Raw genomic sequence first — 25,777 nt, forward strand, 5'->3', positions numbered from 1 at the left:
GTTGCTGCTGGGCGCGGTGGGGCTGGGCCTGGTCGCGGGCTACGCGCTGATGTCGCGGCTGGGAGCGCGGGCGGCGATGCCGGTGATGCTGGTGCTGGGCTTCGCGGTGAGCAGCGTGGGCAACCTGCTGACCGGGTTGGCCTGGGCCGTCTCCGCCGCGTTCGCGATGCAGGCCGTGCGCGGTGTGGGCCTCGCCGCCATGGATGTGGCCAGTCACACGCTCATCCAGCGCTGGGTGCCGGCTGGGATGCGGGGCCGGGTGTTCGGCAACTTCTACGGAGCCATTGGTGTGGCCGCGGGGCTGTCCTACGTCGCCGGGGGATTGTTGCTGGATGCGACGTCCGCGCCGGTGACGCTGCTGGTGGTGGGCGCGGGTGGAACGCTCGCCACCCTGGTGGTGGCGTGGCGGCTTCCGGTCGCGCTGCGGGCAAGCGCCGCGACGCGCGAACCGGAATGACGCCTCAGACGCGCTTGAAGTGGGCTCGCACGGTGGTCGCCGTGGCGTGCTGGAGCCGGGAGAAGCAGGCGCGAAACGCCATGAACCACGCGGCGCCCGCCAGCAGGTCCACGGCATAGTGATAACGCAGCACCAGCGTGGACATGAGGATGGCCACGGCGACGGGCAACATCAGCCGGAAGCGCCACGGGTGCTGACGCCGGTCGTGTTCGAGCAGCACCAGCGTGATGTACGTGTGCAGGCTGGGGAAGAGGTCGTAGGTGGACGAGCCACTCGCCACGACGGCGGCATTCAGTTGTGTGAACCAGCCGCCCTCGAGGGGGACGGTGAACAGCTCCGGCCAGGCGGCCACGGGTCCGATGGCGGGCATCAGGTAGTAGCCGGCGATGCCCGGGACATAGGCGGAGAAGACGTCGACGAAGAAGCGCTCCGCCCGCGCCCGTGGCCCCACCAGCGCCCAGGCCATGGCGAGGTGCAGGTAGCCGTGGAACGCCAGATAGCTGGCGCTGAAGAACTCGTTGACCCAGGGCGTGCTCCACCGCTGGAGCCACGCGGCCGGGGTGATGCCAAACAGGAACACGTCGGCGGACAGGAGCCACGCGTCACGCGTCACGAGCCCCAGCGCGGGGACGGCCTGCTTCACGGAGGCATAGAAGAAGAACGTCGCGAGGTAGGCGAGCAGCAGCCGGGCCCGGAAGACCTGGGCCACCGCGTCCAGGCGCGTCAGCAGCGCCACGCTGCCCATGAACAGCACCGTGCCGCCAACAGCCTGCACGGTGACGGCCGCGGAGACTCCCGCGACGAACGCCAGCGCCGTCGAGAGGGCGATACCGAACGCCGCCAAGAGCACTTCGTGCGGGTACAGCCGCTCAGGCATCCGGCGTGGCGGGCTTCGCCCCTCGGATGAGCGAGCCGGAGAGGACGCCGCGCACGAACGAGAAGTAGGACGGGATGAAGGGGGCCCCCTGCGCGACGAGGTCCGCGCGCAGCGTCCGGTGCAGCGCGGGCAGGTTGTACCAGGGCACGCGGGGGTACAGGTGGTGCTCCAGGTGGTAGTTCTCGTTGCACATGAAGAAGCGCGTCACCGGGTTCGACAGGATGGTCCGGGAGCCTCGGACCGGGTGCGTGCTCTCTGGCAGGAAGGTGTGCTGGCTCATGCCCCGGACGTTGACCAGCGTGTTGAGGAGGAGCATCGGAATCGCCCATGCATGGAGCAGCACCTGTCCGGGGATGAAGAGGACCGCGGCCGCGAGGCCCGCGCCAGCCAGCGCCACTTCGAGCAGCACCCATCGCCGCTCGGCGGTCGTTCCCTGTCGCCAGCCCAGGATGGGAATCATCGTGATGTACGCGGGGTAGCCCAGCAGCAGCCGGCCCACATGCATCAGCAACTCCAGCCACCGTCGGCCCGTGTAGTTGGCGTAGTGGTCCGGGTCCTTCCCTCCGCCCAGGTCGGCATGGTGCTTCAGATGCAGCACCTTGTAGGCCGCGTAGTTCTGCAACACCGGGAGCGCGCAGGCGATGCCCCCCAGCCGGTTCAGCCAGGGCCACCGCGAGAGGCCACCGTGGACGGCCTCGTGGGTGAACAGGCTGATGCCATGCAATGACGCCGCGGCGATGAGGTACAGCGGGGCGCGAGCGAGCCACACGGACCCGGTGGCGTCCCGCGCCGCGAGCACCACGGACAGCGCCGCCGCGCCCAGGTAGAGCACGAAGAACACGACGAGTCGCGGAACGTGCCGCGCATCGACCTGCTCCAGTTCACGCAACTGCGAAGGGGTGAGGGATTCTGTCGCGGGCGGCATGGTGGTTCCGAGGTAGAACCATGCCATGGAACCTGTCCTGGTTTCGACGCCGCCCCATCGCTTGAAGTTCGCCGTTGTCCGGGAGGATGCCGCGCTGGAGTTGGCGCTCGTCGAGCGCACGCGGGCGCGGGCCGTGCTCACGGTGGCCTCGGGCGGCTGCACGCTCCTCACCCTGGCGCGGCGCCATCCAGAACTCGAGCTGGTGGGCTTCGACTTCAACCCGCGTCAGCTCGCGCATGTCCGGGAGAAGGCGGAGGGGCTCGGCCGCCTTCCGCTGGCCCGCTACAGCGTGGACGCGGAGGACACGGCGGCCTTGAATCAGCGCGGCGAATTCGAGGGGCTCTTCCGCACGCTGCGCCGGTTCATCGAGGAGTTCGTCGCGCCCGCGCAAGAGCTCGCCGCCTTCTTCGCGCCGGCCACCCCGGCCTCACAACGCCGGGAGGCCTGTGCCCGCTGGTTCGCTTCGCCCTACTGGCCCGTGGCCTTTGAGCTGGCCCTGGCGGCGTCGCTGCTGAACACCATGTTTGGGCCCGCGGCGACACAACACGCCGAGCCCGGCTCGTATCCTGGCTATTTCCAGGCGGTCTTCGAACGCGGCCTCCAGCGTGAGGATGCACACCGCAATCCCTTCCTCCAGCACGTCCTGCTCGGCAGATACCAGTGTGAGGACGCTCCCGAGTATCTCCAGGCCGAGGGCCCGCTGGCGCTGACGCTCGTCCAGGGCTCGTTGCCGCAGGTGCCGCGCCTGGACCGCTTCGACGTCATCTCGCTCTCCAACATCTTCGACTGGTCGGAGGACGCGCTGGTAGCTGAGTGGGCGGGGTTGCTCGCGCGTGAGGCGCGGCCCGGCTGCGCTGTCCTCATCCGTCAGCTCAACAACCGCCGGGACCTTCGCCGCTTCTTCCAGCCTGCCTTCGAGTTCGATGACGCGCTCGGCGCGGAGCTGCTTGCCAGGGACCGGAGCCTGTTCTACGAGCGCATCGAGGTCGGCTTCCGCGTGCCAGACAGCCCATGAGTGCCGTGCGCTTCATCGTTGCCCGGCCCGACACGATCGGGCCCTATGTCGAGCGGCTGCGCCTGCTGGAGCGTGACATCCTCTATCCGCTCGCGGATGGCGCCGACCACTTCTTCATCGACCATGGGCCCGAGTACCACCCGTTCTTCTCCTCCATGGGCGAGGCGTACTTCCTGCTGGCGCTCCGTGGAGACGACCTGCTCGGCTCCGTGACGGGGGTCTTGCGTCCGGTGTGGCACGGGACGCGGAAGGTGGACGCGCTCTATATCTGCGACCTCAAGCTGGCGAAGCACGCGCGGGGCTCCGGCCTCTCCACGAAGCTCCTGCTTCAGGGCCTCAAGCACCTCTTCCTCATCCCGCCGCTGCGCCGGATTCGTTTCCTCTATGGCGCGGCGATGCGCGGCGCCCAGGGCGACGTGATGCGCATCGCCCGAGGCTGGAACCCGCTGCGCATGGGGCGCCCCGCGAGCCGGCTCGCGCTCTACTTCGTACCGCCCTCACGGCTCGATGCGTTGGAGACCCGGCGTGCGCCTCCGCGTCCCACGGGCGCGGGGCTCCGCCTGGGGCCCGCGCCCGCCAGGGCACTGGAGGGGGCAGGGTGGTGCACCACGGCGGGGGACAAGGACCTTCAGCGGCTGTCCACGGGGCGCCCGTGGCCCCTGGTCCACCTGGCGGCACCGCCCGACGCCTGGACACACGGCTGGGGCGAGTACCTTCGTACCTGCGGCGTGGAATTGGCGGCGCTCGGGGGCGAGGCGCTCACCTGTTTCAGCATCGACGAGCGGCTGGAGGACCATGTCCACTGGCTGCGTGAGGCGGGCATCGCGCCGGATTCGGTGTGCACCGTCTATTCTCTGGACCTCTCCTTTCCCGTCAGGACGCCAGCATGGGTGCACCTCCCCTCGTCCGAAATCTGAAGCTGCGGCAGCACATCGCCGGACTCAAGGCGGCGTGGGACGTGCTGGACGCGCCCTACCTGCGCGCACTGAGGGACGGCACCTTCGCGCGGGAGGACTTCGTCGAGACGCAGCTCCAGTTCTTCTCCGCGGTGGCGCACTTCTCCAGGCCCATGGCGCTGCTCGTCAGCCGTCTGCCGAATCCCCACCAGCGGCTGCCGCTGGTGGAGAACATCTTCGATGAGCACGGCCGCGGCACGCTGGCTCATGGCCACGAGCGCACGTTCCAGGTGCTCCTCTCTCGCCTGGGCGTTGCGCCGGCTCGCGTGGAGCGGCTCGTGGCGTGGCCGGAGGTGCGTGCCTTCAACGTGGCGCTCACGGGTGTCGCCGCGTTTGAGGGGCCGCTCACCGGGCTCGCCGTGTTCGGCATCATCGAGGACCTCTTCAGCGGCATCTCCCTGGAACTGGGACGTGGCATCGTCGCGCGGGGCTGGCTCCAGCACGGCGAGGTGGTGCACTACCCCACGCACGCGGACCTCGACGAGGCGCACGCGGAGGGCTTCTACCGGCAGTTGGATGCGCCCTACGAGACGGAGGCCGGGGCGGCCGAGATTGAGCAGGGCCTGACGCTGGGCGGGCACCTCTTCCTGGGCCTGTACGACGCGCTGTTCCGGGCGCGTCACCGCCGGCTGGCTTAGGGCCGCTGCTCGCTCGGACCTACCCGCGTCGCGCCTCCGACAGATGCCCAGGGCCGCAGCACTCGAAGACGACGGACCTGACGCTCAGGGCTTTCGTGCGCGCAGCCGCCACACCTGGAAGGTGTGCAACCTGCGTCCACGGAAGTCGCCGAAGAGCTCCACGGGGCCTTCCAGCGTCGTGAAGCGAGAGACCAGGTCCTCGGGAGGAGGAGGCCCGCCCTCGCTCACCCACAGCACGTCGTACCCGGGCGTCACGTCCGGGTCGGACCAGAGGTCGTACTGACTGAAGCGCGCCGGCGCCCCCGTCTTCGTGAGCCGCCGCGCGTAGTAGGCCACCTGGGACGCCAGTTGGTAGTTGGGCGCGTACACGGCGGCGACGCTGTCGGGCGACAGGCCGGGGAACAGTCGCTGCGGCGTGGCCAACTCGCGCAGCACACTCCAGCCGTGCGTCCGCCACAGCGCCGTGTCCCGGCGGAAGTGGAGCACGGGGAAGAGCAGGTGCGAGCCCATCACAAGCACCACCGCCAGCCCGCTGAACGCCGCCGCGCGCTGCCAGAGAGGCCGCATCCCCGCCACGCCCACGCAGGCCGCGATGTACGCCGCGGACGGCCAGTTGGCCTCACCCCGGGTGCGCAGCGACGCGTAGCCGAAGAAGAGCAGGGGAACGCAGGCCGCCATGCGCAGCAGGAAGTGCTCGCGCGGACCGCGCACGCCGTACACCAGCGCGAGGGGAAAGAGCACCGGTCCTCCCATGGCGAGCTGCCCCGCGAGGAACTCGCCGAAGGTGCTCCAACCGCTGCGCCAGCCGCGCCCCAGGCCATGGCTGAGCTGAAAGGTGAAGCCCACCCAGTCATGGCCCGCGTTCCAGAGCACCACCGGAGCGAAGCAGGCGCCCGCCAGCGTCGCCGTGCGCCACGCCCCCCAGGGCATGCGCCGCGCTCGCACCGTGGCGATGAGGAACGCCACGCCCAGCAGCACGGCGGGGTACTTCGACAGCAGGGCGCACCCTCCAACCAGTCCCGCCAGGGCCCAGCGCTCCCGCCACAGGGCCCACAGGGCCAGCGTCCAGAACAGGAGCAGGGGCGAGTCGGGCGTGGGCCACACGCCTGCCACCGCGCCCGCGGGGACGACGCTCCACAGCGCCGCCGCCCGCCAGGCCGTCGCCGCGTCACCGTGGACGTCGCGCGCCAGCCGCCACACCGCGGCCACCGTCCCCACGCCGCACAGCATCGCCGTGCCTTCGATGCCCAGCAGGGCGATGTGCCACGCCACCAAGGGCGGGTGGTCGAAGTAGCCCCAGTCGAGCTTGCGGGCCCATTGCCAGTAATAGGCCGTGTCGAAGTAGACGTCCGTGCCCAGCACCAGGGCGAGCCGCGCCCCCATCGCCACGGCGAGCAGCGCCACGCAGGTCTTCAGACGGAGTCCCGCCGAGGCGGGACGCGAGACGGCGGGAGACGGCGGAGACACGGCGGCGACCTACCCGGCTCGCCCCGCTGTTGACCAGCATCCCTCCAGTGCTTTCGGCTTGCCCGCCCTCACGCAGGTTCGTATCTCGACAGCCATTCCCCTTCCTGGAGCCCCGATGGCCACGCCCCCTCCGTCAGCTGACACTTCCAATCGTCTGGCCCGGGAACCCTCTCCGTATCTGCGCCAACACGCGCACAACCCCGTGGACTGGTTCCCCTGGGGGGAGGAGGCGCTCGCGAAGGCGAAGGCGGAGAACAAGCCCATCCTCTTGTCCGTGGGCTACTCCGCCTGCCACTGGTGCCACGTCATGGCGCACGAGTCGTTCGAGTCGCCCGAGACGGCCCGGGTGATGAACGAGGGCTTCATCAACATCAAGGTGGACCGCGAGGAGCGGCCGGACCTGGACCAGCTCTATCAAGGCGTGGTGCAGCTCATGGGGCAGGGCGGCGGCTGGCCCCTCACGGTGTTCCTCACGCCGGACCTGAAGCCCTTCTACGGCGGCACCTACTTCCCGCCGCAGGACCGCTACGGCCGCCCGGGCTTCCCCCGGCTGCTGATGGCGCTGCGGGACGCGTGGGAGAACAAGCAGGACGAGGTGCAGGGGCAGGCGGCCCAGTTCGAGGAGGGGCTCGGCGAGCTGGCCACCTACGGGCTGGAGGCCGCGCCCGCGGTCCTGACGACGGCGGACGTGGTGGGCATGGGCCAGCGCATGGCGAAGCAGGTGGACGCGGTCCACGGGGGCTTCGGCGGCGCGCCCAAGTTCCCCAACCCGATGAACCTCGCGCTGATGCTGCGCGCGTGGCGAAGAGGCGGGGGCGCGCCGTTGAAGGACGCGGTGTTCCTGACGTTGGAGCGCATGGCCCTGGGCGGCCTCTATGACCAGTTGGGGGGCGGCTTCCATCGGTACTCGGTGGACGCGCGCTGGCGGGTGCCCCACTTCGAGAAGATGCTCTACGACAACGCGCAGCTCCTGCACCTCTACGCGCAGGCGCAGCAGGTGGAGCCGCGCCCGTTGTGGCGCAAGGTGGTGGAGGAGACGGTGGCCTACGTGCGCCGCGAGATGACCGACGCGGGCGGCGGCTTCTACGCGGCGCAGGACGCGGACAGCGAGGGCGAGGAGGGGAAGTTCTTCGTCTGGCGCCCGGAGGAGGTCCGCGCGGCGCTGCCGGAAGCGCAGGCGGAGCGGGTGCTGCGCCACTTCGGCATCAAACCCGGCGGCAACTTCGAGCACGGCGCCACGGTGCTGGAGGTGGTGGTGCCCGTGTCGGAGCTGGCGCGGGAGCGCGGCGTCTCCGAAGACGTCGTGGAGCGCGAGCTGGCCGCGGCGAAGCAGACGCTCTTCGACGTGCGGGAGCGGCGGGTGAAGCCCGGCCGGGACGACAAGCTGCTGTCGGGCTGGAACGGGCTCATGATTCGCGGGCTCGCGCTGGCCTCGCGTGTCTTCGGCAAGCCGGAGTGGGCGAGGTGGGCGGCGGACGCCGCGGACTTCGTGCTGGAGAAGGCGTGGGACGGGACGCGGCTGGCGCGCTCGTACCAGGAGGGACAGGCGCGCATCGACGGCTTCCTGGAGGACTACGGCGACCTGGCCTCGGGGCTCACCGCGCTCTACCAGGCCACCTTCGACGTGAAGTACCTGGAGGCGGCGGACGCGCTGGTGCGCCGGGCCGTGGACCTCTTCTGGGACGCGGAGAAGGCGGCGTACCTCACCGCGCCCCGGGGACAGAAGGACCTGGTGGTGGCGACGTATGGCCTCTTCGACAACGCCTTCCCGTCCGGCGCCTCCACGCTGACGGAGGCGCAGGTGGAGCTGGCGGCGCTCACGGGGGACAAGCGGCACCTGGAGCTGCCGGAGCGCTACGTGGCGCGGATGCACGACGGGCTCATGCGCAACGCCATGGGCTACGGCTACCTGGGCCTGGCGGCGGATGCGCTGCTGGAGGGCGCGGCGTCCGTCACCGTCGCGGGCGCGTCCGACGACGTGGCGCCGCTGCGGGCCGCCGTGGACCGTGCCTTCGCGCCCACCGTGGCGCTGGCCTGGAAGGCACCGGGACAGCCCGTGCCCGCGTTGCTGCAGGGGACTTTCGAGGGACGCGAGCCGGTGAAGGGGCGGGGCGCCGCCTACCTGTGCCGGGGCTTCGTCTGCGAGCTGCCCGTCACCGAGCCGGACGTGCTCGCCCAGCGGCTGGCGGCGCTCACCGGCCCCTGAAGAGGGGCCGGCGCGGCCCGCGTCACTTGACGGCCGTCACCTTCAGCGCGCCGATGAGCGGCGTGATTTCGGCGTTGCCTTCCTTGCCGAAGGCGAAGTGCGTGGCGTCCGCCACGACCTGGTTGAAGGTGGGGTCCAGCTGGGTCCACTCGCCCACGAAGGCCTCCACCCACTCGTGCCAGTAGAGGGCGGGCACGCCGTCCTGGTTCACCATGTAGATGACGCCGTCCACGCGCCGGGCGGGCACCCCCGCCGCGCGCAGCAGCGCCACCGACAGCAGCGAGTGCTCCGTGCAGTCGCCCTTCTTCTGGCTCAGCACGTCCGTGGCCCGGTCCGCGCTGGCGCCGTAGTCCTTCTCCAGGTTGGAGTACACCCAGGTGTTCACCTTCTGGGCGATGCGGTACGCGTCCTTCTCCGTCCCCACGAGCTGCTTCGCCAGCGCGCGGATGGCCGGCGCGTCGCTCTCCACGACGAGCGTGGACTTGAGATTCTCGCCGCCCTCCGGGTCCTTCAACGGCAGGGGCTTGCGCGCCTTGGGCGCGGCGGCGGACAGCGTCACCTCCACGCCGCCGTCCGGCCGCGGCTTGAACCGCTGCCGGTATGTCTGCTCCTGGAACTTCGCGGGCAGGCCCTGCACCACCAGCGTGACGTGGCCGGGTACGGCGCGCGCGGACTCGGGCAGCGGCTTGGGCAGCACCACGCGGGTGAGGCCGAAGACCTCCACCAGGTCCAGCCGCTTCGCGACGGCCTCCGTCTCCTTCCGGGCCTGCATCGTCGTGCCGTAGTCCACCAGCACCATCTCCCCGCGCTGGGTGAGGTACGAGACGACGGGGACCTTCTCCTTCTCCGACACGGTGACGGCCTTGCCCAGCTTCACCCGCACGCCGTTGATGGTCCGCTGCTCCTCGGGCTCCACCGTGGTGGAGAGGCCGTAGGACTCCAGGTCCATCCCATCCAGCGAGAAGCCCGTCACCTTCGCCTTGCGCAGCAGCGCCACACGCGGCGGGTCGGCGTCCTCCACCCGCTCCTTCGTGGGCGGCAGCCTGGGCAGCGTCTCGTCGGGGCGGCTCGGGCGCTTGCGCACCACCTGCACGCCGTCCGCGGTGGCCGTGCCCTCCAGCGTCTGCGTGCCGCCGTCACCCGTCTGCTTCACGACGAAGGACAGCAGGCGCCCGCCGGGCTTCGCCTCGTAGATGCGCTCCTCGTCATGCATGCGCTCCGACACGCGCGAGCCCACCATGGCCTTGAAGACGAGCTGGTTGGTCGTCTTCACCCGCGCGGGCTGTCCCGGGAGGACTTCCAGGTCGGTGAAGAGCCAGCCGACCTTCTTGTCCATGAGGTACAGGCCGAAGTACTCGCCGCCCTTGGGCCGGGCGGCCTTCACCACGTCGGAGACGGGGGCCTGTGCGGCAGCGGCCTTGGCTGCCGGGGCGGGCGCCCTCGCGAGCGCGGACGGTGCGCCCACCAGCAGGGCGCACAGGGACACGAGGGCCAGCGAGGTCGGTCGGTGCGTGCGAGTCATCGTGCCCCTTCTAACGAGGGAAGGGCCCGTTGTCTTCACCCGCCCGGCCTGTCGGCGCGGGGACTACAGCCGCTTGGTGAGGATGATGAGGTCGTCCCCCACCTTGTAGAAGTCCCGGATGCGGGCCTCCTCGCCGTACTTCATGGAGGCGTAGAAGCCGCGCGTGGGGCCGTAGGCCTCGGTGGCGCTCGTCTCCACGCGGATTAGGCGCCCGTTGCGGCGGCGCAAATCCCCCTCCATGGCGGACACCAGCGCCGCGCCTACGCCCTGACCGCGAACTTCCGGCGCGGACGCAATCCAGTACAAGTCATAGGTGTCCTCCGTCATCGGCGTGGGGCCGTAGCAGACGTACCCCACGAGCTCGCCGCCGCGGTCCGCGACGATGATGGCGTAGTCCGTGTTGCCCGCCGTGAGCGTGGTGTTCGCCAGCTCGGTGGCGACCTCAACCTCCTGCGGCGAGAAGGTTTCGATCTTTCGAATCAGGGCGGCGATTGGCGCCCTGTCCTTTTCTTCGATGGGACGGATGTCCATGTGCTCTCTCGAGCGCGACCTCCACGAGCCGGGACGCCAGGGCCGGATAGTCCATACCGGTGGCCAGGGCGGCCTTGGCGAACCCCGCGCTCGGATGAAGGTCGCAGTTGGGGTTGATGTCGATGACGTAGGGCACGCCCTCCGGGGATACCCGGAGGTCGACCCGTCCATAGTCCTGACAGTCCAGTGCTGCAAAGGCTTCCAGCGCGACCTGCACGCAACGGGCCTCCAGCTTCCCGTCCAGCCGGCACAATCCGCTGGTGGTGTCCCGGTACTCCGCCGACGCCGCCTCCCACTTCGCGTTGTAGGAGACGATGTTGGGTCTGTCCTCGAACGTACGGCCGAAGACGATTTCCGTCAGGGGCAGCGCCTGGCGTGGCTGGTTGCCGAGCAGCGGCACATAGATTTCCCGCCCGGGGATGAACTGCTCCACCAGGGCCGGCTGATGAAACTCGCGGAGCACCGCGTCACAGGCGCGGACCAGCGCGGCGCGCTCGTGCACCACGGACTCCGCCGTCACGCCCATGCTGGCGTCCTCGCGCGCGGGCTTGACGATGAGCGGCCAGGGCAGGTCCACCGCCAGCGCATCCTCCAGGCGCTCCACCACGCGGAAGGGCGGGGTGGACACGCCGCGCGCGGTGAGCACTTCCTTCGCCTTGGGCTTGTGCAGCGCCAGGCCCAGGGACAGCGCGGACGAGCCCGTGTAGGCCAGCCCCAGCGCGTCCAGCAGACAGGGGACGGCCATCTCTCCGCGGCTGTCGGCCGCCAACGACTCGCAGAGGTTGACGACCAGGTCCGGCTGGCGCCGGCGCAGGGTGTCCACGAAGTCGAGCCGGTCGCCTTCGATGGCGAGCGGTTCGGCCAGGGTGTCGCCCTGGTTGAGGGCGTCCGCCATGGCGGAGACGACACGGACCACGTCCTCCCGGGCCTCCCGCCCAGGGTCGTCCTCGAGGAGGTCGTGGTCGCGGTTGTGCAGCAGGATGATGTGCATTCGGTGGTGCCGGAGGGTTACCACGTCCCCTGCCTCCATCACAGTCCGCACGTGAGGTCGGCTGCCCCCCGGAGAGGTTCGCGGTACGTTTGATGACCTCCCGAGGGGGTATCCAGGAGTATGGAAAGGGAATCATGCGCATCCGTGACCCCATCCACGGCACCATCCCGGTCAGTGACTCCGAGAAGGCCGTCATCGACAGCCGGCACTACCAGCGGCTGCGCTATGTCCGGCAGCTCGGCTTCGGGGACCTGGCCTTTCCCGGGGCCACGCACACGCGGCACATCCACTCCCTGGGGGCCATGCATGTCGCCTCGCGCGTGTTCGGCGCGGTGGCCGCCCAGTCGTCGCTGCCGGAGGAGGTGCGGGAGCGCTTCTGCGCGGCGGTGCGGCTGGCGGTCCTCTGCCATGACCTGGGGCACATGCCGCTGTCGCATGCCTCGGAGCGTATCGCCCCGAAGCGCTCGCTCCTGCGCCTGCCGTCGTGGCTGGACGGCACCGCGGAGGGGGAGCTGGCCACGCACGAGGACTACACGGCGAAAATCCTCCTCGACAGCTCGCTGACGCCCATCATCGAGAGACACTTCGGCGACCTGGGGATTACGCCCATGGCGGCGGTGGCGCTGGTGTCGGGCGCGAAGCCGCCGAAGGACCCGGGCTTCACGCACCAGGGCGTGGACTGGACGCCGCTGCTGCGCGCCATCGTCTCCGGCGAGCTGGACGCGGACCGCATGGACTACCTGCTGCGCGACTCCTTCTACACAGGGGTCAACTACGGCCGGTACGACATGGATTGGATTGTCAGCAACCTCAATCCCGCGATGAAGGACGGGCGGGCCTACCTCGCCCTCAGCCGGGCGGCGGCCTTCGCCTTCGAGGACTTCCTCCTCAGCCGCTATCACATGTTCGTGTCGGTGTACCTGCACCACACCTCGGTGAACTTCGACTACATGCTGCGGCGCTACTACGAGGAGTCGCCCGGCGAGTTCGAGATTCCTTCGGATCCGGAAGAGTTCCTGCTCTGTGACGATTCGGCGCTCTGGTACACGCTGCGCCGCTCCAGGAATCCGTGGGCCCAGCGCATCAGCCGGCGGCAGGGCTACAAGCTGCTGGCGCAGTTCACGGAGCGGGACACGGGCTACGATTTGGACGTGCTGCGCAGCGCGCTGGTGTCCCACAAGTTCGACCACTACGTCGTCGAATCCCAGAATGTGCTCAGCAAGTACACCTCCGGGCCGTCTGGCCGGGGGCCGAGCCTGTACATCATCGACGCGTCCACCGGCCGGCTGACGGAGGTGGCGCGCTACACGCCGCTGTATCAACGCTACAGCGGCGCGGTGCGGCTGGTCCGGCTGTACGTCCGGCCAGACCAGGCGGACAAGGCGCATGCGTTGATGGGCCGGCTGCTTGGCCAGGCGGTGGAGTCATGAGCGAGCGTCTTCCCAGTCTGGGCCTGGGGCTGGACCTGCTGGCCCACAGTCCGGTGGAGGCCCGCCCTTCTTCCGTGGCGCTGCTGTACCGGCGCGCGGGGGCGGGCGTGGAGGTCTTCTGGGTGAAGCGCGGCAAGGCGCTCCGCTTCGCGGGCGGCTTCTATGCCTTCCCCGGCGGCAAGCTGGACGCGGCCGACGCGGACGTGCCGGTGGCGGGCGCCAGCGGAGAGGAGGCGGCGCTGCGCTCGGCCGCGGCGCGCGAGCTCTTCGAGGAGGCGGGCGTGCTGGTGGCCCACGGCGCACAGGCGCTGTCTCCCGCGAAGGTGGAGTCGCTGCGCAAGGCGCTCCTGGACGGGGCGCTGGGGTGGGGCGCGCTGCTGGAGGCGGAGGGGCTGTCGCTGAACGCGGACGACTTCCGCGCCGCGGGCCGGTGGGTGACGCCGCCGTCGCTGCCCGTGCGCTTCGATACGCGCTTCTACCTGGTGGAGCTGCCCGCCCACGCGCGCGCGGAGTGGTGGCCCGGCGAGCTCGCCGAGGGCGCCTGGGTGAAGCCCGCGGAGGCCCTGGCGCGGTGGGGAGATGGCTCGGCGCTGCTGCACCCGCCCGCGGTGCATGCCTTCCAGGTGCTGGGCGCCTTCACGGATGCGTCCGACGTCCTGGCGCGCCTGGCGACGCCTCCGTTCTGCCCGGGGTACGTCTCGCAGCGCATCGAGTTCCAGCAGGGCGTGCGCGTGGTGGCGCTGGAGACGCCCACGCTGCCGCCCGCCGCGCACACCAACGCGTATGTGCTGGGCAACGGCGAGCTGCTCATCGTGGACCCGGGCGCCGCGGACGTGAAGCAGTACGCGAAGCTGCTGTCGTTGGTGTCGGGCCTGAAGGCGGAGGGACTGCGGCCGGTGGCGGTGGTGCTCACCCACCACCATGGTGACCACGTGGGCGGCGCGCGCGCGGTGAAGGAGCGCCTGGGCATCCCGCTGTGGTGCCACGCGCGCACGGCGGACCGGCTGGACTTCCCGGTGGAGCGCCTGCTGGAGGATGGCGACGTGCTGGCGCTGGCGGGCGAGGTGCCGCAGCGCTGGCGCGTGCTGCACACGCCGGGGCATGCGCGGGGGCACGTGTGCCTCGTGGACGAGCGCAGCCGCTCGGCGGTGGTGGGGGACATGGTGGCCGGCGTGGGGACCATCGTCATCGACCCGCCGGAAGGGCACATGCGGGACTACCTGACGCAGCTCTCGCGGCTGCGGGACTGGCCCGTGAGCACGCTGTACCCGGCGCACGGCTCGCCGATTCCGGACGGGCCCGCGAAGCTCCAGGAGTACCTGGACCACCGGGCGGCGCGGGAGGCGCTCATCCTCCAGGCCGTTCCGCCCAACGGCGCCACGCTGGCGCAGGTGGTGTCCCTGGCCTACGCGGACACGCCGCCGCTGCTGCACCCCATCGCGGAGCGCAGCGCGCTGGCCACCCTGGAGAAGCTGGTGGAGGAGGGCCTCGTGCGCGAGGAGTCGCTCCATTACTTCCGCGCCTGAACCGAGGTTCGTGATTCTCGAACTAGTCCAGAGGCACTGACAACAGCTCCCGCTGACACGTCACGTAGAGCGTCCGGTCGTGCACCAGCAGGCCGCCCAGGTCAGCGTGGCCGACGTCGTGCACGGCGAGGCACTCGGTGGAGTCGAGCGACCAGATGCGCACGGTGCCATCCGAGCTCCCGGTGCACAGCAGCCCGAGCGTGGGCTCCACCGCGACGAAGTCCACCCAGTGCGCATGGCCCTGCCATTGCCGCACGACGCGGCCGGTGCGGCTGTGGAACATGCGGGCCACGAAGTCCCAGGACCCGCAGAGGAGGTGCTCTCCGTCGGGGTGCCAGGCCAGCGCCCGGAGGGTGTTCGACGGGCGGTTCCACACGATGCCGAGCTGCTTCTTGCGCTCGTCGCCGAGGGGCTCATGGCGCGCGGTGGCCATGCTCAGGTGGAAGAGGGCGCGGACGTTGAGCGTGAGGTCTTCGAGCAGGTGCACGGCGCCGTTGCTTCCGCCCACGGCGACGAAGCCCTGGGCGGGCGCATGCGCGAGCGCGTAGAGCGGTCCAGTCCACAGCGTGCGCAGGTTCTCGCCCGTCCATGCGTCCCACAGCCGCGCGCTGCTGTCGGCGCTGATGGAGACGACGCGGTCCTCGCTGACGACCGCGGCGGCCTGGACCTCCTCTCCGTGGCCCTCGAAGGTCTGCACGCGTCGCCAGTCCTTGGAGTCCCAGACAGCCAGGCCGCGGATCTTGTGTGCCTCGAGCACGCGGCCCAGCTCGGCTTCACCCGCCAGCCGGAACCAGGGCTCTCCATTCCGACAGATGGCGCCCGTCTTCAGGACCCGCGTGCACTCACCGGTCGCCAGACTCCAGAGGAAGATGCGCCCGCGCCCGTTCGCGGCGATGTGACGCCCGTCGGGCCACAGCATCGGCGCCCCGAGCGGATCGCCATCGGGTTCGTCTCTATCGAGCCACTGGGGATAACGGCGCCACATGGCTGCAGTCTAAGCCAAGGTTCGTGAATCGAGGCGGCCCTGCCCGAGGGCAAGGATGGGCTCTGGTTGGGTCGTCGGCAGCGCCAGCCGCTGCTGCGTTGGGGCGAGAGGAGCGACTGCCCGCTCACCTTCCGGTGGTGCATGGCGGTCCTGCGCCGAGGCGACCTCCGGCGTACCGCCTGAGGTCGTTAGCGTATCGCGTTCGGCCGTTTAGAAGCGGCCGGTGAGCCCCAGCGCCCCGCCTCCCGGGGCCAGGCTCGCCGTGGGCACCACCACCACGGGGCGCTCCTGCTGGCGCCGCCGCTGGTGGGCGCCGTGGGACAGCTCGAACGCGAGGATGGACGTCGCCACGGGCACGGCGAAGGTGGCGGTGAGGGCCGCCCAGGATGCTTCGCCCGACAGCGCCACGACGGCCAAGGGCGCGGCCGTTCCCACCAGTCCGCCCAGCAGCGTGGGCAGGAAGCCGCCGCGTGCATCCATCAGCGAGCCTCCCAGGTACACGCCTGACGCCGCGCCGAGCCCCATCCCCAGCGAGGCGCTGATGAGGCTGAGGTTCCTCCCGGACCTGCACTCGCTGTAGCCACAGGACACCCGGTCCGCCACGAGGACGCCCCCGAGGAAGGTCACCGCGAGGCCGGAGGCGCCAATCAGCGCGCCGCCCACCGCTTCGCCCACGAGGCGCGCGCCCAGCGGGAACGGCGCATCCTGGGGCGGATGCATCCGGGGAGCGGCCGGTGGCCTGGAGGCCGGTGACGGACGGCCCACCGCGGGCCGCTGCTGCGTGGGCGTCACGGGCGCTGGCCTCCGCGGCGCGTCAGCCGTCGGCTGGGCGAGCGCGAGGGCGGGCAGCAGGAGCGTCAACAGGAGGGGGCGATTCGGATGGGAGAGCATGGGCGCTGATGCCCGGAGTGAGAGCACGGCTCGGGCACGGATGCCATCGCCTCCGTGACGGGTTTCGCGCTGAACGGACGGCGCGCGGCGGCTCGAGGCACCGCGCCGCTGGCACGCCCCAGGAGGCCTGCTCCAGGGGGCGGGGGCGAGCTCCCGAGGCGCGCAGCGACCCCGGGGTGCTTCGCCTCAGAAGCTGCCAGCGAGGCCCAGGCGCGGCCCGCGTTCACCCATCCCCGCGACGGGGACCACCTGGAACGTGCTCGGGGCCTTGCGGGTGAGCGCGGGGCGCGCCTCTTCCGGCGATGACAGCTCATACCCCGCGACGGCGCCCACCACGGGAAGCAGCAGCAGGAACACCGCGCCGCCGGGTTCGTTGTCTCCGATGCCCAGCAGCGCGGAGCCAATCAGCGCACCACCCCAGCCCACGAGGCTGCCACCCGCGGTGGCGAGGAAGGTGCCCTGGCCGCCCATGAGCTTGCCGCCCATCCACGTCCCGGCGGGGATTCCCATCACCACGCCGGTGATGCCTCCGACGCCCGCGACGATGTCGCACTCGTCGCAGCCCACCGTGGACGCACCCACGATGAAACCGGTGAGCATGCCCACGGTGCCCGCGATGAGGCCGCCACCGGCGCCGGCCACGAACTCCACCGCCACCCGTGGCACGGGGTCCGCGGGGCGGGCGCGGGCCTTGCCAGGAAGGGCCTGTTCGTTGACGGAGGTCGTGCCCTCCGTCTCCTGGCTCGGGCGGGAGGCTCGCTCCGCGTCGACGTCGCTGCGCGTTGGCGCATCCCAGCCGCCCGGGGCTGGCACCAGGGGCGGCGGCGTCAGCTCGGAGGCGGGCGCCCGGGCGGGCTCGCTCGCGGGGGGCTCCTGCGCCCAGGCGGCGCTCTGCCCCGAGGAGAGGACCAGCATGGCCAACCCGATGGCGTGCGCTCGCGAAACCTTCACCTGGGACACGCTACCGCAACGACGGGCGCGCGTCGCCTAACCCGCGGGGGCCTCGGAGACAGGCTGGGCCCGGCCCTTGCGGCGCAGCAGGACGAGCGCCAGTGGGACGGCGCCCAGCAGGAGCTGGGGAACGAGCGAGAGCGCGTCCGGATAGATGCCCAGCATGTCCACGGTGACGAAGGGCACGGGCGCCAGCGGCAGCGCGCCGACTTCCTGCAGCGAGTGCAGGCCCTTGCCCAGCAGCATCACCGCGGTGAGGACCAGGACGACGGTGGACGCGTTGAAGAGCGTCTTCATCGGCAGGCGGTACCCCAGCCGGTTGATGAAGAGGACCAGGGCCACCATGGCCACCGCGCCCGCGAGCGCGCCCCAGGCCACGCCCTCCGGCGAGTCCAGCGCCAGCCCCTGGAGGAAGATGGCCGTCTCGAAGCTCTCGCGCAGCACGGCGGTGAAGGCGATGAGGAACAGGCCTGGCATGCTGCCGCGGCCCAGCGCGCCCTGCATCTTCTCGCGCAGCTCGCCCATGAACTGGCTGATGTTGGAGCGGGCGTTGAGCCACAGCGCCGCGTACAGCAGCATGGCCACCGCCACGAGCGCGGCGATGCCTTCCATCCACTCGCGCTGGGCACCGGCCAGCAGGTGGCGGCCGAGCACGTAGGACAGCGCGCCGACGATGAGCGCGGAAATCCACCCGAAGTGCACGACGCGGGCGTGCTCGGTGGCCTTCATCTTCCGCAGCGCGGCCAGCAGCGCCGCGACGATGATGGTCGCCTCGAAGCCCTCGCGCAGCAGGATGAGCAGCGTCAGCCACATCGTGGACAGCAGGCTCGAGGTGGTGCCCGAGTCACGCCGCGCCTGGTCCAGCAGCGCCAGCAGCTCCCGGCCCTCGTCCTGGAGGTGTGGGCTGCCGCGCTCCGCCGCCATGCGGGCCTTGAGGAAGCCCTGCTCGATTTTCAGCGTCAGCGCCGAGTCGCGCGCGCTGAGCTTGGGCTCGACCGGCTCCACGCCGTTGAGGTAGCCGTCCAGCAGCGCCCCCTTCGCGCCCGCGAAGTCTCCCGCGGCGCCCAGGCGCATGGCCTCCTGCACGTTCTCCCGGGCGGCGAGCAGCGAGCGCTCCTCGTCCGCGTCCAGCATCTTCCGGCGCAGACAGGCCAGGTGCTCCTGGCCGAACTCCTTCACCAGGTCCGCGTCGGTGGCGTTGGCCAGCCGCTCCAGGGAGATGCGCGGCGGCGTGCCCTCGCACTGGGGCAGGCGCAGGGTGAAGACGTAGAAGGCCAGCGACCACCGCTCGTCCTCGGACAGAGTGGGGTAGGCCGGCATCGCGGTGCCCGGCACGCCGAAGCTGGTGGTGTTGAAGGCCTTGTACGGCGTGAGGCCCTCCATCAGCTCCGCGTCCTGGAAGTTGGCGGGCGCCGGCTCCATGTTGGCGGCGATGGCCACGTTCGCGCTGCCGTCCGCGCCATGGCACGCGGCGCAGTTGGTGGCGAACAGCGACTGGCCCAGCGCCAGGTCCGGCGGGCGGCGCGGGCTGCGGGCCAGCCCTCCGGCCGTGACGAGGTTCTCCACCAGCTCACCGCAGTCGCGGCTGACGCCGTCAGGGTCCTCGCCCTTGTCCACGCGGGCCTGGATGGCCTCCACGCGCGGCAGGAAGGCCGCCGCGGCGGGGCCCAGTCCGCGCGCCGCGTCCACCGCCTCCGCCGCGAAGCTCTTCTGCTCCTCCATCTCGAACGCGGACTGCGACTCGATGGCGAGCGGATAGTCCGCTTCCAGGTACTGGAGGATGCCGATGAGCCGGTGCCAGGTGCGTTCCTCGGAGGCGCCGTCGTCCGCGCGGGACGCCACAGGCAGGGCAAGCAGGAGGAACACCAGCAGCGAGGCGGCGCGAGTCATGCCACCCCCTCTACCAGTGGGGTGGTGACCTTTCAATCTTGCGAAGCAACTTCAAAATCAGCCGGAATCAGGTCGCGCTCACATCGGAGTAGCCCGAAGGTCCAATCGTCTCCACGACCTGGAGGGAGCCCACGCGGAGTGAGTCCACCTGCCAGTCGTCACCCCGCAGCTTGCCAATGGTCAGGGCGCGGATGGCCAGGGTGCCGATGCTGAGCGCGCCGATGGCGAGCGCTCCCAGCGCGGTGGCCCCGACGGCCAGGGCGGGGAGGGCACGAGGCCGCGGCCTCAGGCGGTGGCGTAGCAAGGGAGCAAGCCGAAGGCTGGCCACGAGCGCGGCCACGTTGGAAGCCGTGAGCACGGCGGCGCTGGAGAGGGCCGCGGTCCGCCAGGGCACTTCGATGGGACGAGACAGAAGGGTGGTCTGCATCCCGTGGAGGTGTGCATGGCGTCGGGAGGTGCCACGCGACGGGACGGGAGGCCCCCGGCCGGATGGATGGCCGGGCGCCTCAAGGTGCTTCACCTGCGCGCTATTCGATGACGATGTCGCAGTACTGCGGGAAGCGGTTGCACGGGTAACAGGTGCCACCGGGGCCGCCCACGCAGACCTCGTTGGCGGCACACCGGCCCTGCAGGTCACACATGCGCAGTTCCTGCTCGGCGCTGCCCGTTTCCTCCACGGGGGCTTCTTCCACGGGGCCGCCACAGGCCATCATCACCACGGCCGCAACCAATCCAAGTCCTCGCATCCACGTCTTGCTCATCCGGAGCTCCTTGGGACTGACGGGTGAAGTCCGGATTGTGCGCTTAACGTTTGAGGGAAGGAATGTGGGCGCGTGCCCTCGCCCGGGCATGCATGTAGCCGCCGCCGGGCGAAGGGGGGCGTCAGCGCTCGTAGGTGCGGAAGGTGTGGGGTGGCTCGGCGTCGGGATGTGCTTCCTCTTCGACGCACGTCCAACCCGACAGGTCCACGTCGGGGAACCGGGTGTCACCGGGGAAGTCCCGGGCGATGTGCGTGAGGTAGAGGCGCCGCACGCGGTCCATCGTCTGGGCGTAGAGGTCCGCGCCCCCGGCGATGAAGACCTCCGGGTCGCCGCTGGCTTCCGCCAGGCAGAGCGCTTCGTCCACGGAGTGCGCCACCTGGACGCCCGGGGGCGCGAAGTCGCGCTGACGGGTGACGACGATGAAGGTGCGGCCCGGCAGTGGGCGGCCGATGGACTCGTACGTCTTGCGCCCCATCACCAGGGTGTGACCCATGGTGATGCGCTTGAAGCGCGCGAGGTCCGCGGGCAGCCGCCACGGGAGCTGGTTGCCCGCGCCGATGACGCGGTTCGCCGCCATGGCGACGATGGCGGACAGCTTCATACGGCCACGGGCGCCTTGATGGCGGGGTGCGGCTCGTAGCCTTCGAGCGTGAAGTCTTCGTACTTGAAGGCGAAGAGGTCCGTCACCTCGGGGTTGAGGCGCATGCGAGGCAGGGGGCGCGGCTCGCGCGACAGCTGTGTCTTCGCCTGCTCGACGTGGTTCAGGTACAGGTGCGCGTCGCCCACGGTGTGGATGAACTCGTGCGCCTGCAGGCCCGTCACCTGCGCCACCATCATCGTCAGCAGCGAGTACGAGGCGATGTTGAAGGGCAGCCCCAGGAAGAGGTCCGCGCTGCGCTGATAGAGCTGGCAGGACAGCCGGCCGTTGGCCACGTAGAACTGGAAGAGGACGTGGCAGGGCGGCAGCTTCATGGACGGCAGGTCCGCCACGTTCCACGCGCTGATGATGTGGCGGCGCGAGTCGGGGTTCTTCTTCAGCCCCTCCACCAGCGCCTTCATCTGGTCGATGTGCCCGCCGCCGGGCGCCGTCCACGAGCGCCATTGGTGCCCGTACACGGGGCCCAGGCTGCCGTCGGCGTTGGCCCACTCGTCCCAGATGGTGACGCCCTGGGCCTGGAGCGTGCGCACGTTGGTGTCCCCCGCGAGCATCCACAGCAGCTCGTGGACAATGGACTTCGTGTGCAGCTTCTTCGTGGTGAGGAGCGGGAAGCCTTGCGTGAGGTCGAACCGGAGCTGGGGCCCGAAGACGCTGAGCGTCCCCGTGCCGGTGCGGTCGCCCTTCTTCACCCCGTGGTGCAGGACGTGGTCGAGCAGGGACAGATAGGGCTGCATGGGGCCCATGTAACTGAGCCGGTGGCCGACTTAAAGCCCTAAGCAGGAGCGCCGCTCGGAGTGAAATGCGTAGAGCCCCCCACACGTGTGTTGCAAGCCTGCGGCTTCTCATGGACGCCAGTCGCGACGCACCGTTAGAAGCCGGGACATGAAAATCTACACGAAGAGCGGTGATGCCGGAGAGACCGGTCTGTTCGGTGGCGGACGCGTCGCGAAGGACGACGTGCGTGTGGACGCGTATGGGGAAGTGGATGAGCTGAACGCGACCCTCGGCCTCGTGCGGAGCTTCGAGGGGCCCACGGACGTGGACGCGCTGCTCCACCGGCTCCAGGACCAGCTCTTCACGGTGGGCGCAGTGCTGGCCACGCCCGAGGGCACGAAGGCCTCGGCGCACATCCCCGAGCTGAAGGCCGAGTGGGCCGAGGACATGGAGCGCGCCATTGACGGCTTCGAGGCGGAGCTGCCGCCGATGACCCACTTCATCCTGCCCGGAGGCACGCAGGCCGCGAGCGCGCTGCACCTGGCGCGCACCGTCTGCCGCCGCGCCGAGCGCCGCACGGTGCCGCTGCTGCGCGAAGGGAAGATTCCGCAGGCGGTGGTCGTCTATCTCAACAGGCTCTCCGACCTGCTCTTCGTCCTGGCGCGCGTGGTCAACCACCGCGCGAGCGTGGAAGACGTGAAGTGGATTCCGGCGAAGCCCTCCAAGTCGTCGGACGCGCCCCTGTGAGCATGCTGCCCACCGCCCATCTGCGTGACCTCGCCAGCTCGGTGGGCTTCGACCTGGTGGGGTTCGCGCGCGCCGAGCCCATCCCGCCTGACTTCCTGCTGTCGTGGGTGGCCGCGGGCTACGCGGCGGACATGGACTGGATGGGCGAGCGGGCCGCCGAGCGGCTGGACGTCTCGGTCCTGCTGCCGGGCGCGAAGACGGTCATCTCCTTCGCGAACAATTACTGGCGCGACGACGCGGAGACGGTGGACTCCCCCATCGCGCGTTATGCCCGCGGACGCGACTACCACTCCACGCTGCGCGACCGGATGAAGGCGTTTCGCAAGGCGCTCAATCTGATGTACCCGGGGCTGGGCACCTACGGCGGCGTGGACAGTGGTCCGCTGATGGAGAAGGTGTGGGCGGCGCGCGCGGGGCTCGGCTACGTGGGGAAGAACGGCTGCTTCATCACCGAGCCCTATGGCTCGTGGGTGCTGCTGGCCACGCTCGTGGTGGATGCCGAGGTGGACGACTATGGCAACGGCCCGGCGGCTGACCGGTGTGGCGCGTGCCGCCGCTGCCTCATGTCCTGCCCCACGGGCGCGCTGGTGGGCAATGGCCGCGTGGACGCGCGCGCGTGCCTGTCCTACCAGACCATCGAGAACCGCGAGCAGCAGGTGCCGGAGGCGTTCCGGCTCAAGTTCGACAACCTGATTTTCGGCTGCGACATCTGCCAGCAGGTGTGTCCGCTGAACCGCCGACCGGTGTTCGCCGAGCACCCGCGCTTCGCGCCCCGAGCGGTGGCGGAGTTGGGTGTGCGCGAACTCGCGGGACTCACACTGGAACAGTATGAGCACCTAATACCTGGCACCGCGCTGGCGCGCGCACGCTACGACGGGCTGCGCCGCAACGCCGTGTATGCGTTGGGGGTGGCGAAGCAGGCGGATGCGAAACCGTTGCTGGAAAAGCTCTGCGGCGATTCGAGCGAATTGGTACGTACCGCCGCGCAATGGGCGCTCCTTCAGCTCGACCCCTGACGTCCACCTCTCCGCAGCCCCTGGGCCCGGTCTACGCCGGGCTCATCCTCCAGGTCCTCATCAGCGCGGGGACATACCTGGCGGGCAAACGCGCGATGTCGGAGCTGGCGCCGCTCACGGTGGTGCTGTGGCGCTTCGTGTTGAGCGGCTCGGTGTTCATGTTGCTGCTGTGGTTCCTGCCTGGGCCCCGGCTGCCGCCTCGTAACGAGTGGGGGCGGGTGCTGCTGCTGGGCCTGCTGGCGGGGCCGGTGAACCAGGTGTTCTTCTTCCATGGCCTGGCCCAGTCGACGGCGGCGCACGCGGCGCTGCTCTACGCGCTGACGCCGCTGGGCGTGTACCTGCTCAGCCTGGGACGGGGGCATGAGCGGGCCTCGCTCCGGGCGATGGGCGGCATCGTCACGGCGTTCGCGGGCGTGGTGGTGTTGCTGTTGGGGCGCGGGCTGGCGGATGCGAGCGGTTCGTTGACGGGTGACCTGCTCATCCTGGGCGCGGTGATGTCATGGGTGGTGTACACGACGGAGGGCAAGCCGTTCGTCGCCATCCACGGACCGATTCGCGCGACGGCGTGGAGCATGGTGGCCTCCACGTTGATGATGCTGCTGATGGCGCCGTTCTTCGCGAAGCCGGACGCGGTGCTCGCGGCGAGCCCCGCGGCCCGGTACTCCATCGTCTACCTGGGCCTGCTGACGTCGGTGGTGGCGTATCTGCTCTGGTACTTCGCGCTGTCGAGGGTGCCCGCGTCGAAGGTGGCCGTGTTCTCCAACCTCCAGCCCGCGGCGACCGCGCTGGCCGCGTGGGCCATCCTGGATGAGGCGCTGCACTGGGAGGTCGCGGTGGGCGGTGTGCTCGTGCTCCTGGGGGTGCGGCTGACGCAGGCGGCGCACGTCCGGCTGCCCGCTGTGGCGCCAGCCGCGCCAGAGCGGCCTCCCGCCTCATCGAGCGTCGGATAGCAAGACTCGGAGTGCCAGGCCCGTCTCCGCCCTTTAGTTTCCAGTCATGCATGTCCCGGAGCGGGTGGCCGATGTCGATTGGGCACGGATTTCGGAGGAGCTGGACGCGCGAGGCTGCGCGACGTTGGAGCGGCTCGTCACGCCGGCCGAGTGTGACGCCCTGGCGGCGCTGTACCCGGAAGACGCCGTGTTCCGCAGCCGCGTGGTGATGGCGCGGCACGGCTTCGGAAGAGGGGAGTACAAGTACTTCGAGTACCCGCTGCCGGACGTGGTCGCCGGGCTGCGCGAGGCGCTGTACCCCCGGCTCGCGCCGATTGCGAACCGCTGGAACACGGCCATGGGCATCGAGGTGCGGTACCCGGAGTCCCACGCGGCATACCTCGAACGCTGCCACGCGGCGGGGCAGGTGCGGCCGACGCCGCTGCTGTTGCGGTACGCGGCGGACGACTACAACTGCCTGCACCAGGACCTCTATGGGGAGCACGTCTTCCCGCTCCAGGTGGCGATTCTGCTGTCCGAGCCCGGGCGGGACTTCACGGGAGGCGAGTTCGTCCTCACCGAGCAGCGTCCGCGCATGCAGTCACGCGCGGAGGTCGTCCCGCTGCGCCAGGGAGACGCCGTGGTGTTCGCCGTCCATCACCGCCCGGTGCAGGGCACGCGAGGCGTGTACCGTGTCAACCTCCGGCACGGCGTCAGCCGCATCCGCTCGGGACAGCGTCATACGGTGGGCGTCATCTTCCATGATGCGGCTTGAGGTGCGCGCATGACGATGGACCTGTTCGACGGCCTGGGTGGCACCGGTCCTCGCGAGGAGTCGCTCGGTCCCGGTGCCAAGGTGCTTCGGGGCTTCGCGCTGACCCAGGACGCGGAGCTGCTGAGCGCGGTCCACGATGTCGCGCTCGCTTCGCCGTTCCGCCACATGGAGACGCCGGGCGGGTTCCGCATGTCGGTGGCGATGACGAGCTGTGGTTCGTGGGGTTGGGTGACGGACCGGACGGGGTATCGCTATGCCTCGGTGGACCCGGTGCAGGGGCGGCCCTGGCCGGAGATGCCGGCGGTCTTCCTGCGGCTCGCGCGGATGGCCGCCGCGAAGGCCGGCTTCGATGGGTTCACGCCCGATGCGTGCCTGGTGAATCGCTACGAGCCCGGCGCGAAGATGTCGCTGCACCAGGACAAGGACGAGCGTGATTTCACCGCGCCCATCGTCTCCGTCTCATTGGGGCTCCCGGCGGTCTTCCTCTTCGGTGGAGCGGAGCGAGCGGACCCGTCGGCGCGGGTGCGCCTGAGCCACGGCGACGTGGTCGTCTGGGGTGGGCCAGCCCGCCTGCGCTACCACGGCGTCATGCCGCTCAAGCCGGGCCACCATCCGCAGGTGGGTGGGCATCGCATCAACCTGACGTTCCGCAAGGCGCATTAGAACGCGCCTACTGGTGGCAGGGCACGCCGTACACCCTGACGCCGGCAGAGCAGCACGAGGCGCTCGGGCTCGGGCGTGAGGTGGCGCGTCGGCTGGACGTGCCCTTCCTCGTGGTGGACGTGGCCCAGGAGGTATCGGGCCGGTGGATTGTCATTGAGTGCAACGATGGCCAGGAGAGCGGCTACGCGGGTATCTCCCCGTTCGCGCTCTGGCAGGCCATCCTCGACGTCGAGCGTGAAACTGGAGCGTCGTAGCG

The 25,777-nt window shown here is 70.4% G+C and carries 27 protein-coding genes; 13 read left to right on the forward strand and 14 right to left on the reverse strand.

Annotation, left to right across the window (positions count from 1 at the left end):
• A partial coding sequence (locus tag G4D87_RS03535; RefSeq protein WP_163778778.1) for an MFS transporter occupies positions 1-457 on the forward strand: 457 nt, incomplete at its 5' end.
• Between the two features lie 4 nt (positions 458-461).
• On the opposite strand, the gene G4D87_RS03540 is transcribed toward G4D87_RS03535, so the two are convergent.
• Together G4D87_RS03540 and G4D87_RS03545 are read right to left on the reverse strand one after the other, a co-directional pair.
• Complete coding sequence (locus tag G4D87_RS03540; protein ID WP_163778781.1) at positions 462-1,334, reverse strand: phosphatase PAP2 family protein; 873 nt, start codon at positions 1,332-1,334, stop codon at positions 462-464.
• Positions 1,327-2,286, reverse strand: coding sequence for a fatty acid desaturase family protein (locus G4D87_RS03545; RefSeq protein WP_163778784.1), 960 nt, complete (start codon positions 2,284-2,286; stop codon positions 1,327-1,329). The genes G4D87_RS03540 and G4D87_RS03545 overlap by 8 nt, the downstream gene beginning before the upstream one ends.
• On the opposite strand from G4D87_RS03545, the gene G4D87_RS03550 reads away from it, so the two are divergent.
• From G4D87_RS03550 to G4D87_RS03560, 3 genes are read left to right on the forward strand one after another with little or no spacing between them, the layout of a single operon-like run.
• Positions 2,285-3,274: a DUF3419 family protein gene (locus tag G4D87_RS03550; RefSeq protein WP_163778786.1), complete on the forward strand. Its 990-nt coding sequence runs from the start codon at positions 2,285-2,287 to the stop codon at positions 3,272-3,274. The genes G4D87_RS03545 and G4D87_RS03550 overlap by 2 nt on opposite strands.
• The gene (locus tag G4D87_RS03555) at positions 3,271-4,191 is read left to right on the forward strand and encodes a GNAT family N-acetyltransferase (RefSeq protein ID WP_163778789.1); all 921 of its coding nucleotides are present in this window, start codon (positions 3,271-3,273) and stop codon (positions 4,189-4,191) included. Before G4D87_RS03550 ends, G4D87_RS03555 begins: the two co-directional genes overlap by 4 nt.
• Positions 4,161-4,868, forward strand: coding sequence for an iron-containing redox enzyme family protein (locus G4D87_RS03560; RefSeq protein WP_163778792.1), 708 nt, complete (start codon positions 4,161-4,163; stop codon positions 4,866-4,868). Before G4D87_RS03555 ends, G4D87_RS03560 begins: the two co-directional genes overlap by 31 nt.
• 84 nt (positions 4,869-4,952) lie before the next feature.
• On the opposite strand, the gene G4D87_RS03565 is transcribed toward G4D87_RS03560, so the two are convergent.
• A complete protein-coding gene (locus G4D87_RS03565; RefSeq protein WP_338044888.1) occupies positions 4,953-6,251 on the reverse strand; it encodes a glycosyltransferase family 39 protein in 1,299 nt (432 codons plus the stop codon).
• A gap of 199 nt (positions 6,252-6,450) precedes the next feature.
• Here G4D87_RS03565 and G4D87_RS39915 point away from each other — a divergent pair, with 199 nt between their 5' ends.
• Positions 6,451-8,541 (forward strand): thioredoxin domain-containing protein, encoded by a 2,091-nt coding sequence (locus G4D87_RS39915; RefSeq protein WP_163778795.1) that lies wholly within the window; start codon positions 6,451-6,453, stop codon positions 8,539-8,541.
• Positions 8,542-8,563: 22 nt separating this feature from the next.
• Here the strand turns inward: G4D87_RS39915 and G4D87_RS03575 are convergent, their stop codons facing one another.
• The 3 genes from G4D87_RS03575 to G4D87_RS03585 all read right to left on the reverse strand — a co-directional run bounded on the left by G4D87_RS03575 (position 8,564) and on the right by G4D87_RS03585 (position 11,585).
• Complete coding sequence (locus G4D87_RS03575) at positions 8,564-10,063, reverse strand: transglutaminase-like domain-containing protein (RefSeq protein WP_205507410.1); 1,500 nt, start codon at positions 10,061-10,063, stop codon at positions 8,564-8,566.
• 63 nt (positions 10,064-10,126) lie between these two features.
• Positions 10,127-10,594: a GNAT family N-acetyltransferase gene (locus G4D87_RS03580; RefSeq protein ID WP_163778801.1), complete on the reverse strand. Its 468-nt coding sequence runs from the start codon at positions 10,592-10,594 to the stop codon at positions 10,127-10,129.
• Positions 10,506-11,585, reverse strand: coding sequence for a D-alanine--D-alanine ligase family protein (locus tag G4D87_RS03585; protein ID WP_163778803.1), 1,080 nt, complete (start codon positions 11,583-11,585; stop codon positions 10,506-10,508). Before G4D87_RS03585 ends, G4D87_RS03580 begins: the two co-directional genes overlap by 89 nt.
• Positions 11,586-11,719: 134 nt before the next feature.
• Here G4D87_RS03585 and G4D87_RS03590 point away from each other — a divergent pair, with 134 nt between their 5' ends.
• Together G4D87_RS03590 and G4D87_RS03595 are read left to right on the forward strand one after the other, a co-directional pair.
• The gene (locus G4D87_RS03590) at positions 11,720-13,015 is read left to right on the forward strand and encodes an HD domain-containing protein (protein ID WP_163778805.1); all 1,296 of its coding nucleotides are present in this window, start codon (positions 11,720-11,722) and stop codon (positions 13,013-13,015) included.
• A complete protein-coding gene (locus tag G4D87_RS03595) occupies positions 13,012-14,541 on the forward strand; it encodes an MBL fold metallo-hydrolase (RefSeq protein ID WP_163778808.1) in 1,530 nt (509 codons plus the stop codon). Before G4D87_RS03590 ends, G4D87_RS03595 begins: the two co-directional genes overlap by 4 nt.
• 22 nt (positions 14,542-14,563) lie before the next feature.
• Here G4D87_RS03595 and G4D87_RS03600 read toward each other — a convergent pair whose 3' ends face one another.
• The 8 genes from G4D87_RS03600 to G4D87_RS03635 form a co-directional block, all read right to left on the reverse strand.
• Complete coding sequence (locus tag G4D87_RS03600) at positions 14,564-15,526, reverse strand: WD40 repeat domain-containing protein (RefSeq protein ID WP_240357982.1); 963 nt, start codon at positions 15,524-15,526, stop codon at positions 14,564-14,566.
• A 210-nt stretch (positions 15,527-15,736) separates the two neighbouring features.
• The gene (locus G4D87_RS03605) at positions 15,737-16,417 is read right to left on the reverse strand and encodes a hypothetical protein (protein WP_240357983.1); all 681 of its coding nucleotides are present in this window, start codon (positions 16,415-16,417) and stop codon (positions 15,737-15,739) included.
• A 186-nt stretch (positions 16,418-16,603) separates the two neighbouring features.
• Positions 16,604-17,332, reverse strand: a complete 729-nt coding sequence (locus G4D87_RS03610) for a GlsB/YeaQ/YmgE family stress response membrane protein (protein ID WP_240357984.1) — start codon at positions 17,330-17,332, stop codon at positions 16,604-16,606.
• Between the two features lie 72 nt (positions 17,333-17,404).
• Positions 17,405-19,258: a cytochrome c/FTR1 family iron permease gene (locus G4D87_RS03615; protein WP_163778814.1), complete on the reverse strand. Its 1,854-nt coding sequence runs from the start codon at positions 19,256-19,258 to the stop codon at positions 17,405-17,407.
• Positions 19,259-19,325: 67 nt separating this feature from the next.
• The gene (locus G4D87_RS03620; RefSeq protein ID WP_163778816.1) at positions 19,326-19,685 is read right to left on the reverse strand and encodes a hypothetical protein; all 360 of its coding nucleotides are present in this window, start codon (positions 19,683-19,685) and stop codon (positions 19,326-19,328) included.
• A gap of 100 nt (positions 19,686-19,785) precedes the next feature.
• Positions 19,786-20,019 (reverse strand): hypothetical protein, encoded by a 234-nt coding sequence (locus G4D87_RS03625; protein ID WP_163778819.1) that lies wholly within the window; start codon positions 20,017-20,019, stop codon positions 19,786-19,788.
• Between the two features lie 121 nt (positions 20,020-20,140).
• The gene (locus G4D87_RS03630) at positions 20,141-20,620 is read right to left on the reverse strand and encodes a dihydrofolate reductase (protein WP_163778822.1); all 480 of its coding nucleotides are present in this window, start codon (positions 20,618-20,620) and stop codon (positions 20,141-20,143) included.
• Positions 20,617-21,411 carry a thymidylate synthase gene (locus G4D87_RS03635; protein WP_163778825.1) on the reverse strand — a complete coding sequence of 265 codons (795 nt, stop codon included), beginning with the start codon at positions 21,409-21,411 and terminating at the stop codon, positions 20,617-20,619. Before G4D87_RS03635 ends, G4D87_RS03630 begins: the two co-directional genes overlap by 4 nt.
• Before the next feature lie 148 nt (positions 21,412-21,559).
• Here G4D87_RS03635 and G4D87_RS03640 point away from each other — a divergent pair, with 148 nt between their 5' ends.
• Genes G4D87_RS03640 through G4D87_RS39920 form a run of 6 tightly spaced genes read left to right on the forward strand, consistent with a single transcriptional unit; the run spans position 21,560 to position 25,775 of the window.
• Complete coding sequence (locus tag G4D87_RS03640; protein WP_163778829.1) at positions 21,560-22,138, forward strand: cob(I)yrinic acid a,c-diamide adenosyltransferase; 579 nt, start codon at positions 21,560-21,562, stop codon at positions 22,136-22,138.
• A complete protein-coding gene (gene queG, locus G4D87_RS03645) occupies positions 22,135-23,154 on the forward strand; it encodes a tRNA epoxyqueuosine(34) reductase QueG (protein WP_163778833.1) in 1,020 nt (339 codons plus the stop codon). The genes G4D87_RS03640 and queG overlap by 4 nt, the downstream gene beginning before the upstream one ends.
• Positions 23,127-24,104, forward strand: coding sequence for a DMT family transporter (locus G4D87_RS03650; RefSeq protein WP_163778836.1), 978 nt, complete (start codon positions 23,127-23,129; stop codon positions 24,102-24,104). Before queG ends, G4D87_RS03650 begins: the two co-directional genes overlap by 28 nt.
• Positions 24,105-24,150: 46 nt before the next feature.
• Positions 24,151-24,858, forward strand: coding sequence for a 2OG-Fe(II) oxygenase (locus tag G4D87_RS03655; RefSeq protein WP_163778838.1), 708 nt, complete (start codon positions 24,151-24,153; stop codon positions 24,856-24,858).
• Between the two features lie 9 nt (positions 24,859-24,867).
• Complete coding sequence (gene alkB / locus G4D87_RS03660) at positions 24,868-25,521, forward strand: DNA oxidative demethylase AlkB (RefSeq protein ID WP_163778841.1); 654 nt, start codon at positions 24,868-24,870, stop codon at positions 25,519-25,521.
• Complete coding sequence (locus tag G4D87_RS39920; RefSeq protein WP_275902257.1) at positions 25,410-25,775, forward strand: ATP-grasp domain-containing protein; 366 nt, start codon at positions 25,410-25,412, stop codon at positions 25,773-25,775. The genes alkB and G4D87_RS39920 overlap by 112 nt, the downstream gene beginning before the upstream one ends.
• Positions 25,776-25,777 lie beyond the last annotated feature (2 nt).

This window comes from Myxococcus vastator (assembly GCF_010894475.1).
Lineage (GTDB): Bacteria > Myxococcota > Myxococcia > Myxococcales > Myxococcaceae > Myxococcus > Myxococcus vastator.